This is a genomic window from Streptomyces sp. NPDC004788, assembly GCF_053601115.1.
In genome coordinates, this window is sequence record NZ_JBSGBF010000138.1 from 1 (window position 1) to 16,376 (window position 16,376).

The 16,376-nt window shown below is 74.6% G+C and carries 15 protein-coding genes; 5 read left to right on the forward strand and 10 right to left on the reverse strand.

Going from position 1 to position 16,376, the window contains the following annotated elements; translation table 11 throughout:
- The 3 genes from ACWEJX_RS35115 to ACWEJX_RS35125 all read right to left on the reverse strand — a co-directional run.
- A partial coding sequence (locus tag ACWEJX_RS35115; RefSeq protein WP_451611470.1) for an AAA family ATPase occupies nucleotides 1-1,665 on the reverse strand: 1,665 nt, incomplete at its 3' end.
- Nucleotides 1,662-2,831 (reverse strand): exonuclease SbcCD subunit D, encoded by a 1,170-nt coding sequence (locus ACWEJX_RS35120; RefSeq protein WP_451611471.1) that lies wholly within the window; start codon nucleotides 2,829-2,831, stop codon nucleotides 1,662-1,664. The genes ACWEJX_RS35115 and ACWEJX_RS35120, both read right to left, overlap by 4 nt.
- 69 nt (nucleotides 2,832-2,900) lie before the next feature.
- Complete coding sequence (locus ACWEJX_RS35125; RefSeq protein ID WP_403789288.1) at nucleotides 2,901-3,527, reverse strand: YigZ family protein; 627 nt, start codon at nucleotides 3,525-3,527, stop codon at nucleotides 2,901-2,903.
- 110 nt (nucleotides 3,528-3,637) lie between these two features.
- Between ACWEJX_RS35125 and ACWEJX_RS35130 the strand changes: the two genes are divergently transcribed.
- On the forward strand, nucleotides 3,638-4,045 hold the full coding sequence (locus ACWEJX_RS35130) for a CoA-binding protein (protein ID WP_451611472.1): 408 nt from the start codon (nucleotides 3,638-3,640) through the stop codon (nucleotides 4,043-4,045).
- Between the two features lie 108 nt (nucleotides 4,046-4,153).
- On the opposite strand, the gene ACWEJX_RS35135 is transcribed toward ACWEJX_RS35130, so the two are convergent.
- A complete protein-coding gene (locus ACWEJX_RS35135) occupies nucleotides 4,154-4,726 on the reverse strand; it encodes a helix-turn-helix domain-containing protein (protein ID WP_451611473.1) in 573 nt (190 codons plus the stop codon).
- Between the two features lie 103 nt (nucleotides 4,727-4,829).
- Here ACWEJX_RS35135 and ACWEJX_RS35140 point away from each other — a divergent pair, with 103 nt between their 5' ends.
- Nucleotides 4,830-5,717: an EamA family transporter gene (locus ACWEJX_RS35140; RefSeq protein ID WP_451611480.1), complete on the forward strand. Its 888-nt coding sequence runs from the start codon at nucleotides 4,830-4,832 to the stop codon at nucleotides 5,715-5,717.
- Between the two features lie 169 nt (nucleotides 5,718-5,886).
- On the opposite strand, the gene ACWEJX_RS35145 is transcribed toward ACWEJX_RS35140, so the two are convergent.
- Entirely contained in the window at nucleotides 5,887-6,654 is a 768-nt protein-coding gene (locus ACWEJX_RS35145; RefSeq protein ID WP_451611474.1) for an acyltransferase, read from the reverse strand.
- Between the two features lie 122 nt (nucleotides 6,655-6,776).
- Here ACWEJX_RS35145 and ACWEJX_RS35150 point away from each other — a divergent pair, with 122 nt between their 5' ends.
- Nucleotides 6,777-7,316 carry a gamma carbonic anhydrase family protein gene (locus ACWEJX_RS35150; RefSeq protein WP_403789293.1) on the forward strand — a complete coding sequence of 180 codons (540 nt, stop codon included), beginning with the start codon at nucleotides 6,777-6,779 and terminating at the stop codon, nucleotides 7,314-7,316.
- 94 nt (nucleotides 7,317-7,410) lie between these two features.
- Here the strand turns inward: ACWEJX_RS35150 and ACWEJX_RS35155 are convergent, their stop codons facing one another.
- The 3 genes from ACWEJX_RS35155 to ACWEJX_RS35165 all read right to left on the reverse strand — a co-directional run bounded on the left by ACWEJX_RS35155 (nucleotide 7,411) and on the right by ACWEJX_RS35165 (nucleotide 11,488).
- Nucleotides 7,411-8,076: a DedA family protein gene (locus ACWEJX_RS35155; protein WP_451611475.1), complete on the reverse strand. Its 666-nt coding sequence runs from the start codon at nucleotides 8,074-8,076 to the stop codon at nucleotides 7,411-7,413.
- An 83-nt stretch (nucleotides 8,077-8,159) separates the two neighbouring features.
- A complete protein-coding gene (locus tag ACWEJX_RS35160) occupies nucleotides 8,160-10,964 on the reverse strand; it encodes a glycoside hydrolase family 3 C-terminal domain-containing protein (protein WP_451611476.1) in 2,805 nt (934 codons plus the stop codon).
- Between the two features lie 86 nt (nucleotides 10,965-11,050).
- Nucleotides 11,051-11,488, reverse strand: coding sequence for a DUF4442 domain-containing protein (locus ACWEJX_RS35165; protein ID WP_389345303.1), 438 nt, complete (start codon nucleotides 11,486-11,488; stop codon nucleotides 11,051-11,053).
- A 156-nt stretch (nucleotides 11,489-11,644) separates the two neighbouring features.
- Between ACWEJX_RS35165 and ACWEJX_RS35170 the strand changes: the two genes are divergently transcribed.
- Together ACWEJX_RS35170 and ACWEJX_RS35175 are read left to right on the forward strand one after the other, a co-directional pair.
- Nucleotides 11,645-12,772, forward strand: coding sequence for a hypothetical protein (locus ACWEJX_RS35170; RefSeq protein WP_451611477.1), 1,128 nt, complete (start codon nucleotides 11,645-11,647; stop codon nucleotides 12,770-12,772).
- A 31-nt stretch (nucleotides 12,773-12,803) separates the two neighbouring features.
- Nucleotides 12,804-14,084: an MFS transporter gene (locus ACWEJX_RS35175; protein ID WP_451611478.1), complete on the forward strand. Its 1,281-nt coding sequence runs from the start codon at nucleotides 12,804-12,806 to the stop codon at nucleotides 14,082-14,084.
- Nucleotides 14,085-14,275: 191 nt separating this feature from the next.
- Here the strand turns inward: ACWEJX_RS35175 and ACWEJX_RS35180 are convergent, their stop codons facing one another.
- Complete coding sequence (locus ACWEJX_RS35180; protein ID WP_451611481.1) at nucleotides 14,276-15,067, reverse strand: spermidine synthase; 792 nt, start codon at nucleotides 15,065-15,067, stop codon at nucleotides 14,276-14,278.
- 202 nt (nucleotides 15,068-15,269) lie between these two features.
- The gene (locus ACWEJX_RS35185) at nucleotides 15,270-16,130 is read right to left on the reverse strand and encodes a patatin-like phospholipase family protein (RefSeq protein ID WP_451611479.1); all 861 of its coding nucleotides are present in this window, start codon (nucleotides 16,128-16,130) and stop codon (nucleotides 15,270-15,272) included.
- Nucleotides 16,131-16,376 lie beyond the last annotated feature (246 nt).

Sequence of the window (16,376 nt, forward strand, 5' to 3'; positions counted from 1 at the left end):
GCAGGACCTCGTGCCGGGGCTGCTCGCGTTCGCCGAGGTGCCGCGGGGCACCGCGGAGATCAAGGGGTGGCTCGCGGTGCGGGCGGGGGCGGGGTGGGCGGCGGAGCCGCAGACCTGGCAGGGGGCGCCGGGTTCGAGGGCGGCGGCGAGTTCGGCGGCGATGCCGCGCAGGCGGCGGGACTTCACGTCGAGCCAGTGCTCGTGGGCCTCGTTCCGGTGCTCGCGGGCGGTCGTCAACCGCTCCCGGGCGGCCGCGAGTTCGGCGGCGAGGTCGTCGCGGCGGCGGGCGGCGGCGAGGCGGCGGCGGGCCGGGGCGAGACGGCCGGCGAGCTGTTCGGCGCGGGCGGTGGCGTCCTGGGCGGCCTCGATGCGCTGCCGCAGCACGGCGCGGCGCGGCTCCCAGCCGGCCAGCCAGGCGGCGGCGTCCTGGAGGAACTCCTCGTCGGCGCGGGCCTCCCGGTCGAGGCTCGCGCGCTCGGCGGTGATCTCGGCGTGCCGCGCTTCGGCACGGCGGGCGGACGCCAGAGCGCCGAGCTCTTCGCGCAGCCGCCGCTCGACCGTGGAGAGCTGCTCGGCGCCGGCGTCGGCGAGGTCGGGCGGCAGCACGGAGCGGGCCCGGTCGCGGGCGCTGTTCGCGGTGCGGTGGGCTGCCTCGGCGTGCTCGCGCAGGCCGAGCGCGGGCGCGACCCGGTCGGCCTTGAGGGAGCGGTCGAGGGCGGCCTGCCAGTCGTCGCGCTGCGGGCGGCGGGCGGTCAGCTCCACCTGGCGGCGCAGCGCGTCGGCGTGCCGGGCCTGCCGGTCGGCGAGTTCGCGGGCGACGTCGAGCGCGGCGCGGGCTTCGGCCTGCCGCCGCTCGGCGGCGGCGACGCGCAGCTCGGCGATGTCGAGGGTTTCGCGGGCCTCGCTGCGGGCGAGGGCGGCGCGGGTCTGGACGGCCTCGGCGAGGCCGGGTTCGCCGGGCCGCTCCGTCACGTCCGCGGCGCTCCCGGCCCCGGCGGCCTGGGCCATCCGGTGGGCGAGGGCGAGCAGCCGCTCGTCGCCCTCGCGGACCTCGTGCTCGGCGACCCGGCGCAGCTCGGCGAGGCGGTCCTCGACGGCCGCGAAGCGGCGGGTGTCGAAGAGCCGGCCGAGGAGCTTGCCGCGGGCCTCGGCGTCGGCGCGCAGGAAGCGGGCGAAGTCGCCCTGGGGCAGCAGCACGACCTGGCAGAACTGGTCCCGGCTCATGCCGAGGAGCTGGCTGATCTCCTCGCCGATCTCCTGGTGGGAGCGGCTGAGCGCGCGCCACTCACCGGTCCCGGCGTCGTGCTCGCGCAGCCAGCTCTGCGCCTTCTCGGTGGTGAAGCCGCTGCCGCGCTTCTTGGGGCGCTGCTGCGCGGGCCGGCGGGTGATCTCCAGGCGCCGCTCGCCGACGGTGAGGTCGAGGGTGACCTCGGTGTACGTGCCGGCGGCGGCGTGGTCGCTGCGCAGGCCGGCGCCGGGGCTCTGCCGGGCGCCGGGCACGGCTCCGTACAGCGCGAAGCAGACGGCGTCGAGGACGGAGGTCTTGCCGGCACCGGTGGGGCCGTGGAGCAGGAAGAGCCCGGCGGACGACAGGGCGTCGAAGTCGATCTCCTGGGTGGTGCCGAAGGGCCCGAAGGCGGTGACGGCGAGGCGGTGGAGTCTCACCGGCTCACCTCGCGCTCGGCCGCGTCCACCCGGACGTCGTCGAAGGCCCCGTAGAGGACGGTCCGCTCGGCGCCGTCGGGTCCCGCGCCGCCGCGGACGTGGGCGACGAAGTCCTCGGCGATCTGCTGGTCGCTGCGGCCCTGGAGCCGGGTGGCGTAGGAGAGGAGGGAGTCGTCGTCGCCGCGCTCGGGGTCGAAGACCAGGCTGAGGGTGTGCGGGAAGCGGGCGCAGATCCGGGCCATGGGGTCGGCGGGGCGCACCGGGTCGGTGAGGGTGGCCTCGACCCAGGCGTCCTCGTGGCGGGCGAGGGCGGGGTCGGCGAGCAGGTCGTCGAGGTGGCCGCGGATCCGGGCGAGCGGCCGGGGCACGGGGCAGTCGACGCGCTCGGCGAGGTCGACGGCGCCGTCCGCGCCGAGCTCGATCAGCCACATGGTCTTGCGGTGGTCGGTCTCGGAGAAGGAGTACGCGAGCGGGGAGCCGGAGTAGCGCACGCGCCGGGTGATGGTCTGGCTGCCGTGGAGGTGGCCGAGGGCCACGTAGTCGACGCCGTCGAAGACCGCGGCGGGGACGGCTGCGACGCCGCCGACGGTGATGTCGCGCTCGCTGTCGCTGGGTTCGCCGCCGGCGACGAAGGCGTGGGCGAGGACGACGGAGCGGGTGCCTTCGGGCCGGGTGGCGAGGTCGGCGCGGACCCGGTCCATGGCGGCGGCGAGCACGGCCTCGTGCCCCGCCTTCTCGGCGCCGAACTGCTCGCGGACCAGGGCCGGTTCGAGGTACGGCAGGCCGTAGAGAGCGACGTCGCCGTGGGTGTCGGCGAGGACGACGGGGGTGCCGGCGTCGGCCGGGTCGGTGCGCAGATGGATGCCGGCGCGCTGGATGAGGCCGGCGCCGACGCCGAGGCGGCGGGCCGAGTCGTGGTTGCCGGAGATCATGACGGTGGGCACCCCGGCGTCGGCGAGCCGGTGCAGGGCGGTGTCGAAGAGCTCGACGGCCGCGAGCGGGGGCACGGCGCGGTCGTAGACGTCCCCGGCCACCAGCACCGCGTCCACCTCGCGCTCGCGCACCGTCGCCAACAGGTGGTCGAGGAACGCGGCCTGGGCGTCGAGCAGCGCGACCCGGTGGAACGACCGTCCCAGGTGCCAGTCCGACGTGTGCAGAAGCCTCATGGTTCCTGAGCGTATCGGTGGGGTACGACAACGCCGGCCGGCTCTGCGGTGCCGGACCCGGACGCCGGCTCACCCGTCGCCGTATGCCTCGCCGCCCAGTTCGAACGTGGCCTCGCCGGCCGTGGCGTCGGCGAGCCAGGCCGTGAAGTCCGTCACATCGGCGTCGGGCAGCCCGATCTCGATGGTGACGGCCTCCCCGTACGTCACCTCGCGGACGGACCGGCCGGTGGACCGCAGGTCGTTCTGGAGCTTGCCCGCGCGGTGGTGGTCGACGGTGACGGTGGCGAGCCGGTAGCGGCGCCGGGTGATCGTGCCCAGGGCGTCCAGTGCCTCGCCGACCACCCCGCCGTACGCGCGGATCAGCCCGCCCGCGCCGAGCTTCACGCCGCCGTAGTAGCGGGTGACGACGGCGGCGACGTACCGCATCTCGCGCCGCAGCAGCATCTGGAGCATCGGCACCCCGGCGGTGCCGCCGGGCTCGCCGTCGTCCGAGGCCTTCTGGACGGAGGCGTCGGCGCCGATGACGTACGCGAAGCAGTTGTGGGTGGCCGTCGGGTGCTCGCGCCTGATCCGGGCGACGAACGCCTGCGCCTCCTCCTCGGTGGCGACGGGCGCCAGCGCGCAGATGAAGCGCGATCGGTTGATCTCGGTCTCGTGGACGCCCTCGCCGGCGAGCGTGCGGTACTGCTCCTGCATCCCGCCAGCCTATGCGCTCGCGCACGCTCGTCCGCGCCCGGGAATCTCCTGGTGACCGCGGTGGTTGCACGGTCCGGCAGACCACCTCACACGCCCGCAGGAGGCAGCGCATGTACGGCACCCAGGAGACCGTTCGCAGGATCCTCACCGAGAGCGGCGACACGTGGGCGATCGTGGGGCTGTCCAACAACAGTGCCCGGGCGGCGTACGGGGTGGCGCGGACGCTCCAGCGGTTCGGCAAGCGGATCGTGCCGGTGCATCCGAAGGCGGAGACGGTGCACGGGGAGCAGGGGTACGCGTCGCTCGCGGACATCCCGTTCCCGGTGGACGTGGTCGACGTGTTCGTGAACAGCGAGCTGGCGGGCGCGGTCGCCGATCAGGCGGTCGGGATCGGCGCCAAGGCGGTCTGGTTCCAGCTCGGGGTGGTCGATGTGGAGGCGTACGCGCGGACGCGGGAGGCGGGGGTCGAGATCGTGATGGACCGCTGCCCCGCCATCGAGATACCGCGGCTGGCCTGACGCTACTCGGCCGCCGGGCCCGGGCCCTCCAGGACGACGGCTCCGGGGAGCTCGGCGCGGGCCTTGCCGGCGGGCCGGCAAGTCGGCTTCCAGCGGCGGCCGTTCGGCTCAGCGCGCGGGCGGGATGGAGACGGCCATCGTCATCTCCACGGTCTGCTCGCCGTCGTTGCGGTAGGCGTGCGGCACGTTGCTCTCGAAGACGGCGGAGGTGCCGGCCGGCATGGGGTGCTCCACTCCGTCCACGACGAGGGTGAGGGTCCCGGCAGTGACGTGCAGGAGTTCGGTGGTGCCGTCGGGGTGCGGGTCGGAGGCGCTGCCGTCGCCCGGCATCAGGGTCCACTCCCACAGCTCCAGGGGCCCGCGGGCCTCGGTGCCGACGAGCAGCGTGGTGTGGCTGCCGGTGGAGGTGGACCACATGCGTACGGCCTGCTCCGGCGGCACGAGCCGGACGTGGGGGCCCTGCTCGTAGTCGAGCAGGGTGGTGATCGAGACGCCGAGCGCGTCGGCCAGCTTGACCGTGGTGCCGACGCTGGGGTTCGTGCGGGCCTGCTCGATCTGGATGATCATGCCGCGGCTGACCCCGGCCCTGGCGGCGAGGGCGTCCAGCGTGAAGCCGCGTTCGTTGCGCCAGCGCTTGAGGTTGCGGGCGAGCGACTGGGTGAGCTGATCGAGGTCCGACACTTTCCGTCCAATATTGTGAATGGCAGAGTTCAATAGGTTGTACTACCGTGTGGTGCACCCGATTGTTCACTGCACTGTACTGCGAGGACCCCTGATGACGGCACTGACGGCGGTGTTCGCCCTGGCCACCAGTCTGCTCTGGGGCCTCGCCGACTTCGGCGGCGGGCTGCTCACCCGCCGCTTCCCCGCGCTGACCGTCGTGGTCGTCTCGCAGTCCATAGCCGTCGTCGTCCTCGGCTCGGTCGTCCTCGCCACCGGCGCCCTCGACGAGGCCGGGCCCCGGCTCTGGTACGCGGTCGCGGCCGGCGCGGTCGGTCCCGCCGCGATGCTCGCCTTCTACCGGGCCCTCGCGCTCGGCCCGATGGGCGTGGTCTCCCCGCTCGGCTCGCTCGGCGTGGTCGTCCCCGTCGGCGTCGGCCTGCTCCTCGGCGACCGGCCGGGGCTGCTCCAGTTCGCCGGCATCGCGGTGGCCGTCATCGGAGTCGTCCTGGCCGGCGGCCCCGAACTGCGCGGCGCGCCCGTACAGCGCCAGGCGGTGCTCCTCACCCTCGTCGCGGCCTTCGGCTTCGGCGCGGTGATGTCCCTGATCTCCGCGGCGTCCACCACTCTGACCGGCCTTTTCCTCGCCCTCTTCGTGCAGCGCGTGACCAATGTCGTCGTGGGCGGCGGCGCCCTGTGGTTCTCCGTCAGGCGCGGCGGCCGCGCCCTGCCCGGGCCCGAGGCCCTGCCGGAAGGTGGCGGCCCCCTCAAGGCGGTCGCCCTTGCGCTCCCGGCACTGGCCTTCGTGGGCCTCGCGGACGTCGCCGCGAACGGCACCTACTCGCTGGCCGCCCAGCGCGGTCCGGTCACCGTCGCCGCGGTCCTCGCCAGCCTCTACCCGGTGGTCACGGCGCTGGCCGCCCGCGGCGTGCTCAAGGAACGGCTCCGCGCGGTCCAGGCCGCGGGCGCGGGCCTGGCCCTGGTGGGCACGGTCCTGCTGGCCTCGGGCTGACGCGCCGTCACGCCCTCACACGCCAGACCGTCGCCCCCCCTCACGCCGCCGCGCCGCCGCGCCTCTGACGCCGCAGCGCCGCCGCCCCGTCACACCGCCGCCTCGGCAGACCCACGCGCGCCACGCCGCCACGCCGTCACACCGTCACACCGTCACTCCGTTCCGGAGATCAGCGCTCCAGCTCCGCGAGGTCGTTCAGCCCCTGCTCGTCGAGTCCGGCGAGCGCCGCCAGCTGCTCCGGGGTGATGCCGTCCGGGATCGGCCGCGGCGCCGGCGTGCGCAGCGGGGGCTGCCAGCCCTTCTCCGGGTCGTAGGAGCGGACCACCTTCGCGGGCGCGCCCGCCACCACCGCGTGGTCGGGCACCTCACCCCGTACGACCGCTCCGGCGGCCACCACCACGTTCCGGCCGAGCCGGGCGCCGGGCAGGATCACGGCGCCGGTGCCGAGCCAGCAGCCGGGGCCGATGACGACCGGCTCGGAGCGGGGCCACTGGCGCCCGACGGGCACGTCGGGGTCGTCGTAGCTGTGGTTGGTCGAGGTGATGTAGACGTACGGGCCGCAGTAGGTGTCCGAGCCTATGGTGATCGGCGCGTCGGCGATGACATGGCTGCCGCGGCCGAGGACGACGCCGTCGCCGAGGGTCAGCACCGTGTCCGTGCCCAGGTCGAGGTCGGGCAGCATGCCCGCGGTCAGCGTGACCTGCTCGGCGATGATGCAGCACGCGCCGATCTCGATCCACCGCTCACCGAAGACCGTGCCCTGCGGGAACGCGAGCCGGGTGCCCTCGCCGATCCGGCGGAAGCGCAGCCGCCCCGGGTGCTCGGCCGTGACCGCGCCCGCCTGCTGGATCCGGCGCCAGCCGCCCTGCAGTGCGCGGGCGACGACGCGGCGCCGCCAGGCGGTCAGCGATGAGAACGTGTTTCTGTTCCGGGGCACCCGGACACCGTAGTCGGCGGCGTCGTCGCTGATCAGACCGGTGCGCTGTGATGTCCGTCATGAGCGCGGACTAGGGTGCGGTCCGAGCGCGACCGACACAGCCAGCGATGCAGGAGCGAACGATGTCAGAGATCTCAGGGGCGTTGATCAAGGGCGTGGGCGGCAAGGAGCCCCAGGTGGACCCGACGGCCTTCACCGCCCCGACCTCGGTGGTGCTCGGCGAGGTGACCCTCGGGCCGCGCACCAGCGTCTGGTACCACGCCGTGCTGCGCGCCGACTGCGGGCCGATCGAACTCGGCGAGGACACCAACGTGCAGGACAACTGCACGGTCCACGTCGACCCGGGCTTCCCGGTGTCGATCGGCGCGCGGGTGACCATCGGCCACAACGCGACCGTGCACGGCTGCGTCATCGAGGACGACGTCCTCGTCGGCATGGGCGCGACCGTACTCAACGGGGCCCGGATCGGCGCCGGTTCGCTGGTCGCCGCGCAGGCGCTCGTCCCGCAGGGCATGCAGGTGCCGCCGGGCTCCCTGGTGGCGGGCGTGCCCGCGAAGGTGCGCCGCCCGCTGACCGAGGAGGAGCAGGCGGGGCTCCGGCTCAACGCGGAGATGTACCTGCACCTCGCGAAGGCCCACGCGGAGACCTTCGCGGACGAGTGACCCGGCGGGGGACGAGTGGTCCCGGGGCGACGAGTGGCCCCGGGGCGACGAGTGGTCCCGGGGCGACGAGTGGTCCCGTAGGCCCTGAAGGGCCCTATTCGGCGGCGGCCGGCTCCGTGACGGCCGCCGGCTCGCCGGCCGCCGCCGAGTGGGCGGCGGCGGCCTTCTTGGCCCGGTTCTTCAGGATCAGCATCGACACCAGGCCGATGAGGACCGCGAGCACCAGGCCCAGCCACGAGAAGCGCTTGAGCCATGCCTCGGCGACGATGCCGACGGTGTAGATGACGGCCGTCGTGCCGCCGGCCCACAGCACGCCGCCGAGGACGTTGGCGATCAGGAACTTCCAGTACGGCATGCGCAGCACGCCCGCGAGCGGCCCGGCGAAGATCCGCAGCAGGGCGACGAAGCGGCCGAAGAAGACCGCCCACATGCCCCACTTCTCGAAGGAGCGCTCGGCGAGGCCGATGTTCGCCTCGCTGAAGTGCTTGGGGAACCTCTTCCCGAGCCTGGTCAGCAGCGGCCGGCCGCCCTTGCGGCCGATCGCGTAGCCGATGGAGTCGCCGACGACCGCGCCGACGCTGGCGCAGGCGCCGAGCACGTACGGGTTGATGTGGCCGTGCTGGGACGCGAGCAGGGCCGAGCTCACGAGGACGATCTCGCCGGGCAGCGGGATGCCCAGGCTCTCGATCCCGATCACCACCCCGACCAGTGCGTAGACGGCGATCGCGGGGATCGTCTCCAGCCATTCCTGGACGTGCACGCGGGTTCCTCTCCCGTGTCGGCGACCGTTTCGGCGACCGTAATCGATCCGGGGCAGCCTACCCCGGCCGCGGTAAGCGGGCGCTAAGCGCCGCCCCGGCCCGGTGCCGCCGGGACCTCGGCCCGCGCCGTCAGCCGGAGTTCGCGGGAGGACGCCCCGACCCACACCTGCCGTCGCCCGGTGCCGAGCACCCAGCGGTGCCGGGCCGGGTCCCAGGAGGACAGCGTGCGCGCGGCGACCGGGACGGTGACCCGGCGGCGCTCCCGGGGGGCGAGCTGGAGCCGCCGGTAGCCGGCGAGCAGCCGGACCGGCTGGTCGATGCCGAGGGCGGCGAGGTCGGGCGAGGGGCCGAGGTAGACCTGCGGCACGTCGATGCCGGTGCGCGGCCCGGTGTTGACGACGGTGAAGCTGACGTGGAGCCCGTCGCCGACCGCCGCCACGTCGAGTTCCCCGTACCCGAAGGTGGTGTACGACAGGCCGTGGCCGAACGGGAACAGCGGCGTGACGCCCTGGGCGTCGTACCAGCGGTGACCGACGTGGACGCCCTCGGCGTACTGCTCGATGCCGCCCTGCCCGGGGTAGCGGCTCGGGTCGCCGGCGGTGGGATGGACGTCCGCGGAGCGCGGGAAGGTCTGGGTGAGCCGGCCGCCGGGGTCGGCGTCGCCGAAGAGCACGGCGGCGGTGGCGGGTCCGCCCTCCTGGCCCGGGTAGTACATCTGGAGCACGGCCGCGGTGGCGTCGAGCCAGGGCATGGTGACGGCCGACGAGGTGTTGAGGACGACGGTGGTACGGGGGTTGGCGGTCGTCACGGCCCTGATCAGGGCCTCCTGGCGGCCGGGCAGGGCGAGGCCGGTGCGGTCGCGGCCCTCGGTGGCGTCCTCGTAGGCGAAGAGGACGACGCTGTGGGCGGCGCGGGCGGCGGTGACCGCCTCGGTGACGTCGGCGGCCCGGCTGGTCCCGTCGGCGGCGCGCAGCCGGAAGAGCTGTCCTTCGGCGCCGCCGTCGGCGGCCACGGTGAGGACGTGGGCGCCGGCGGCGAGGCGGCGGTCGGCACGGCGCAGCTCCAGGCCGTCGGCGGCGCGGCCGCCGAGCCCGCCGGTGAAGTACTCGGCGACGCCCGCCCGGACGGGGAAGAGTTCGGCGCCGTCGAGCAGCACCGTGGGGCGCCGGCCGCTGTAGTGGACGAAGAAGCTCCACTCGTCGTCGACGGTGGTGGTGAGCGTGCCCTCGTAGCTCCAGGTCTCGCCCGCCGCGACGCCGACGACGTCGAGGGAGCGGGCGGGTGCGAGCGCGCCGCCGGTCTGCGCGAACGGCTTGCCGTAGAGGTCCTCGCCGAGGGCGTACGTGACGGTGGCGCCGTCACCGGCCCGGGCGCGCAGCGCGTCGAGGGGGCTGACGGCGGCGTCGGGGACGACATGGGCGCTGCCGCCGCCGCTGACGAACGGCACGGCGCCGGTGGGGCCGATGACGGCGAGGGAACGGGCGGCCGGACCGGTGAGCGGCAGCGCACCGGCCTCGTTGCGCAGCAGGGTGGCCCCGGCGAGCGCGACGCGCAGCGCGAGCCGGGCCCCGGCGGGCGCGTCGCGCGCGGGCCGGGCGGCGGGCTCGGTCGGCTCCGGCCCGTCCGTGAGCAGGCCGAAGCGTTCGCACACGGTCAGGAGCCGGCGTACGGCGGTGTCGACGGCGGCCTGTTCGACGCGGCCCTCGCGTACGGCGCGGGCGAGCGCGGCCCCGTAGTAGCGGCCGCCCGGCATCTCCATGTCGCAGCCGGCGGTGAGCGCGGCGGCGGTGGAGTGGACGGCGCCCCAGTCGCTCATGACCCAGCCGTCGAAGCCCCACCGGTCGCGCAGGATGTCGCCGAGGAGCGCGCGGTTCTCGCTGGCGTGTACGCCGTCGACCTTGTTGTACGCGGCCATGACGGCGCCCGCACCGGCGGCGACGGCGGCCTCGAAGCCGCGCAGTTCGGTCTCGTGGAGGGTCTGTTCGCCGGCCCGGACGTCGACGGTCATCCGGTCGTGTTCCTGGTTGTTGAGGGCGAGGTGCTTGACGGTGGCGATCAGGCCCTCGGCCTGGATGCCGCGGACCTCCGCGGCGACGAGGTCGGCGGAGAGCAGCGGGTCCTCGGCGAAGGTCTCGAAGTTGCGGCCCGCGTAGGGCGTGCGGATGAGGTTGACCATCGGCGAGAGCAGCACGTCCTGGCCGAGGGCGCGGCCCTCCCGGCCGATGACCTGGCCGTAGGCGCGGGCGAGTGCGGGATCGAAGGCGGCGGCGAGCATCACGGGCGCGGGCAGTGCGGTGGCGGGCTCGTGGACGCGGACGCCGGCGGGGCCGTCGGCGAGCCGGAGGGCGGGGATGCCGAGCCGGGGCACGCCGGGCACGTAGCCGGCCTGGCCGAGGCCACGGGGGTCCTGGTGTCCGTGCAGCAGCGCGGTCTTCTCGTCGAGGGTGAGCTGCTGGAGGAGCCGGTCGACCCGCTCGGAGACCCGTCCGGTGGCGATCCGTCGGCCGTGTGCCGTGGCCCGGGCGCCGCCGGGCAGGGCGGGGGCGACGGTCAGGGCCGCCGCGCCGGCGAGGGCGAGCAGCAACCGGCGCCGGGAGGTCGGACGGGATGCGCGAGCGAGGACGGCAGCGGTCGCGCTGACGGCGGCACGGGGAGGGGCGGCGGCGGTCGAGCTGACGGCGGTGCGGGAAGGGGCGGCGGCGCTGTGGGCAGGGGTGGCGGCGGTGACGGAAGCAGTGGCGACGACGGTGACGGGAGGCGTGGCCTGCGCGTCGTGGTCGGCCACGTGCCGCGACGGCTCCGGCCGTTCGCGCTGTTGCTGCTGCTCCGGGGTGGGGGCATGGGGCACGGCGGCGCTCCTTCGGACCGGCACGATTCCGACGATCATGCGCTGATCGCACTATGCGTGACGGTTCGTCCGATTCGGCGACGCCGTGCCGGGCCCCCCTCAGGGAACCCGGCTCCGGGCCCTGCTCAGTTGTTCGGACGCAGGGTCCACACGACAGTCATCTCGCCGGTGACGGCGCCGTCCTCGCGCGTGATGTCGATCCGCACCGGGAACTCGGGGCGCTGGCCGGCGTCGAGTTCGGCGACGACCTCGGCGGCCGGGCGGCCCAGGGTCGCGGTGGCGGTGACGACGCCCATGGCGAGCTTCTTGTAGCCGATCTCGGCCTTGACGGCGAGCGGCACGGCCCGGCCGAGCTGGTCGCCGAAGGCGGCCAGGACGATGGCGCCGCTGGCGGACTCGGCGAGGGTGAACATGGCTCCGGCGTGCGGGCCGCCCACGTGGTTGTGGTAGTCGGCCTGGTCCGGCAGGCGCACCACGGCACGCTCGGGGGTGGTCTCCAGGAACTCCAGGTTGAGGGTCCTGGCCATGGGCACCGTGGCGGCGAGCATCTCGCCGACGGACATCTGGTCTGCGCTCATGAGCCGTGATGTTACCCACGAGTAGCAGACTTGGCCATCCCGTTCCGCCATCCGTTCCACCATCCGTTTCGCTCTCCGTTCCGCCATCCGTACGGGGGCGGCCGTAGCCTGTCACCGGCCGCACCTCTATCGTTACGGCCCATGTGGCCAGGACAGCAGCCGCCCGGGGGCGAGCAGAACCCGCAGGACCAGAGTCAGAACCCGTACGCCCAGCCGGCACCGCAGCCCGGCTACGGCTACCCCAACCAGCAGCCGGGCGCGCAGCCCGGGCCGTACCAGCAGCCGGGTCAGCCCGGTCCGGGCCAGCCCGGCGGTTACGGCCAGCCGAACCCGTATCAGCAGCCCACCCAGCAGGGCGGATACGGCCAGCCGAACCCGTACCAGCAGCCGACCGTGCCGCAGTACGCGATGCCGGGCCCCGTCCAGCCGGGCGGCGGTGACGGCAGCAGCGGCAAGAAGAAGCAGACCACCGTGGTGGCGATCGTCGCCGCCGTCGCCGTGCTCGCCGCGGCCGGTGTCGCCGGCTGGCTCGTCCTCGGCAAGGACGACGACAAGAAGAACCAGGCCGACGACCCCAAGCCGAGCCAGTCGGCGAGCTCGGCGCCGACCACCTCCGCCTCGCCGTCGCTCGACAACCCGCGCGACGAGGCGTCGCACCAGCCGACGATCCCCGGCTGGAAGGTCGTCTACAACCCCAAGTACGGCACGCTGTTCGACGTGCCGCCGGAGTGGGAGCTGTCCAAGCCGGGCACGATCAACTTCTTCGAGGACGAGAAGAAGGGCGACGGCTCCCCCGTCGTCACGATGTCGGCGCCGGCGCATTTCAAGAGCAACTGGTGCTCCTACGACACCAACAAGGACGGTTCCCCGGAGACCTGGGGCCTGAGCACCGCCGGCACCAAGGGCGGCCAGGGCGCCAAGGACACCGCGGAGGCGGCCTACAACGAGGCCGGCAACTGGGTGTGGGCGGGCTACGCCCAGCACATGCCCAAGGGGACGATCAAGATCACCAAGGCCGTGCCGTTCACCACCGCTTCCGGACTCCAGGGCAGCATGGCCACGGCCGTCGCCCCGAACATCAAGAAGCGGAACAAGTGCGAGTCGGACGGCAAGTCCGTCGCCTTCTCGTTCAAGAACGCCAAGGGCGACTTCTCCTCCTTCGTGCTGTACGCCGCCAAGGGCGTCAAGGAGGAGGTGCCGGACGAGACCATCAAGAAGATCGTCTCCACCGTGCGCCTGGCCCCCGAGGCCCCGTCCCCGCAGTCGTGACCGGAGTCATGACAGGGCCGGGACCGGAGTCGTGATCCGCGACCGGATACCCGACTGGGCAGGCCGGAACTACCTGCTCCTGACCGCCGCCGCGATCGTCACCAACCTGGGCACCCACGGTGCCCTGATCGCGGCGGCGTTCGCCGTCATCCAGTCCGGCGGCGACGGCGGCGACGTGGGCCTGGTGGCGATGGCGCGCACCCTGCCGCTGGTGCTCTTCCTGCTCATCGGCGGCGCGGTCGCCGACCGGGTGCCGCGGCACCGCGTGATGGTCGCCGCCAACGCCCTCAACTGCGTCTCGCAGGCCGTGTTCGCCGTCCTCGTCCTCACCGGCGAGGCCCGGCTGTGGCACATGATGCTGCTGACCGCGCTGTGCGGCACGGGGCAGGCGTTCTTCAGCCCGGCCGCCGAGGGCATGCTGATGTCGAGCGTCAGCGGCGAACAGGCCGGCCGCGCCTTCGCCCTCTTCCGGATGGCGATGAACGGCGCCGGCATCGGCGGTGCGGCGCTCGGCGGCGCGCTCATCGCCGCCATCGGGCCCGGCTGGGTGCTCGCCGTGGACGCGGCGGCGTTCGCCGTGGCGGGCGCGCTCCGCGCCTTCCTCGACGTCCGGCACATTCCCGAGCGCGCGCCCGGCGGTGGGCTGCTCGCCGATCTGCGGGAGGGCTGGGACGAGTTCGTGGGCCGGCCCTGGCTCTGGTCGATCGTCGCCCAGTTCTCCGTCGTGGTCGCCCTGGTGGGGGCCGCCGAGTCGGTGTACGGACCGCTGGTCGCCCGCGACCAGCTCGGCGGCGCCCGGCCCTGGGGCCTCGCGCTCGCCGCGTTCGGGGTCGGCACGCTGTGCGGCGCGGTCCTGATGGCCCGCTGGAAACCGCGCCGGATGCTGCTCGTGGGCACGCTGTGCGTCTTCCCGATCGCGCTGCCCTCGGCGGCGCTCGCGGTGCCGCTCGACGTGGTGGGGCTCTCGGTGGCCATGTTCGTCAGCGGGGTCGCCATCGAGGGGTTCGGCGTCTCCTGGATGACGGCGCTGCACCAGGAGATCCCGGAGGAAAAGCTCTCCCGCGTCTCCGCCTACGACTGGTTCGGCTCCACCGCCATGCTGCCGCTCTCCACGGCCCTCGCCGGCCCCGCGGAGACCGCCTTCGGCCGCGGCACGGCGTTGTGGGGCTCGGCGGCGCTGATCGTGGTGGTGACGGCGCTGGTGCTGCTGGTGCCGGACGTACGGAACCTGACGCGGCGTACGAAACCGGTGACGGCTTCGGAGGGCGGCGTCGAGCACGGCGTACGGAGCGAGCCGGCGGACCTGGGCTGACGGGCGCGGGCGCGGCGCCGGGCCGAGGCTGTCGTCCGGATCGGGCCGGCTCAGCAAGCCGGGCGAGGCGCGAGACCGGCCCTGGGTGCCGCACAGGACGGCGGGCGGCGCTGCCCTCCGGATCGGGCCGGCTCAGCAAGCCGGGCGAGAAACGACACCGGCCCTCGGCCCCGCCTCCCCGCCTCCCCGCCTCAGCCGATGCCGAACGCGCCCTCCGGCGGCACCGGCGACGGCACCGCCTCCGCGTCGTGCACCGGCCGTGCGTCGCCCGTGAAGCGGGCGAGCGCCTCGCCCCACTCCACTCGCGCCGGGAAGGGGTCGGCCGCCGTGCGGCGGGCCAGGCCGGCGGTGTCGATCTCCTCGTCGGAGGCGACCAGGACCGCGTTGCCGAAGCGGCGGCCGCGCAGGACGGCCGGTTCGGCGATGAGGGCGAGGTGGGGGAAGACGGTGGCGAAGGTGGCGAGCTGGGAGCGGAGGAAGGCGAAGGGGGCGCCGTCGGCGAGGTTGGCCGCGTAGGTGGCGCCCGGGCGCAGCACGCGGCGGGCCTCGCGGGCGTACTCGACGGAGGTGAGGTGGGCCGGGACCCGGGAGCCGCCGAAGACGTCACCGATCAGCAGGTCGACGGAGGCGTCGGGCACGGCCTCCAGCCAGGCGCGGGCATCGGCGCCGTGGACCTCGATGCCGGAGCCGGGCGGCAGCGGCAGGTGTTCGGCGACGAGCGCGAGCAGCCCCCGGTCGGCCTCGGCGACGTGCTGCCGGGAGCCGGGCCGGGTGGCGGCGACGTAACGGGGCAGGGTGAGCGCCCCGCCGCCCAGGTGCAGCACGTCGAGCGGTGCGCCTTCCGCGGCGACCCGGTCGACGACATGGGCGAGCCGCTGGGCGTACTCGAACTCCAGGTGCACCGGGTCGTCGAGGTCGACGTACGACTGGGGCGCGCCGTCGACCGTGAGCAGCCAGCCCCGTTCGGTGTCCACGTCGGGCATGAGCCGTGCGGTGCCCCAGTCGACGTCACGGACGACGGGAATCGACTCGGTCGGCTCCGACGACTCGGTCGCCTCCGACGACTCGGTCGGCTCCGGCGACTGGGTCGCCTCCGACGACTCGGTCGCCTCCGAGGACTCGGTCGACTCCGTCGGCTCGTCCCGCTCGTCCTGGCTGTGGTGCTCGGGGTGCTCGTTCACTCCCTCATTGTCCCCACAGGGCCGCGACGGCCTGTGCATGGGCCGCGGCCTGGGCCCGTCCTGCGCGGGCCGCGGGCGCCCGGCGGGTCGGGTCGAGCGGGTTGCGGCCGAACGCCCGCTTGGACTCGGCGTCGGGCGTGATCACCTCGACCCGCGCCCCGGCCGCGGCGAGCGCGGCGCCCTGCGCGCCCGGCGAGACGATGACCTTGCTGCCGGCGCCGTTGGGAGCGACGACCACGACCCGCTCGTAGCCGGCGGCGAGGTGGGCGTTGGCGGTGGAGTGGAGGCCGCCGTCGATGTAGCGGTGCCCGGCGAGTTCGGCGACGGGCCAGACACCGGGGATGGCGCAGCTGGCGGTGACGGCGTCGACGAGCGAGACGCCCGCGTCGGTGCCCTCGAAGGTGGCGAGTTCGCCGCTGTCGGCGTCGACGGCGGCGATCACGAGCCGCCGCTCGGGCCACGCGGTGGCGGGACCCAGCCGGCCGGCGATCACCTGACGGCGGACGGCCGGAGCGACGGTGGTGGCGGCGCCGGCGAGCCGGCCGAGCCGGCGCCCGTACTCCTCCGGGGTACGGGACCGGAGCACGGCCAGCGCGTACTTCACGATCTGCCCGAAGCCGAGCCGCGCCGACAACTCGCCGAGCGGGTCGCCGAGCTGGCTCTCGTACAGCCCGTCGAGCGGCAACTTACCGGAGGCCAGCTGGGCGCCGACGACCGCGCCCGCGGAGCTTCCGACGATCAGATCTGCGGTCGTGAGATCCGTCCCCGCCTCGGCGAGCCCTTGGAGGACCCCGATCTCCCACCCCCCACCGGTCACGCCGCCCGCGCCCAGAACCAGTGCCGTACGCCTCGTTGTCTCGGTCATGATCAGAGTGTGGCGGACAGCCGAAGGCCCGCGACCCGCGGGGGCCGGAATGCGGCACTCCGCACCCGGCCGAGCGGCGGCGCATCGGCCCCCGGCAGGCACGCCGCCGCGCCACGCTGCGCCGCTCCGCGCTGCGGTGCGGTGCGGCGCGGAGCGGCGCGCTGCGGCGCGCTGCGGTGCGGCGCACAACCCAGCCGCACTACAACCTGGTCTCCCGCGAGACCTACGAGGGCCCGCTCCTGGAGA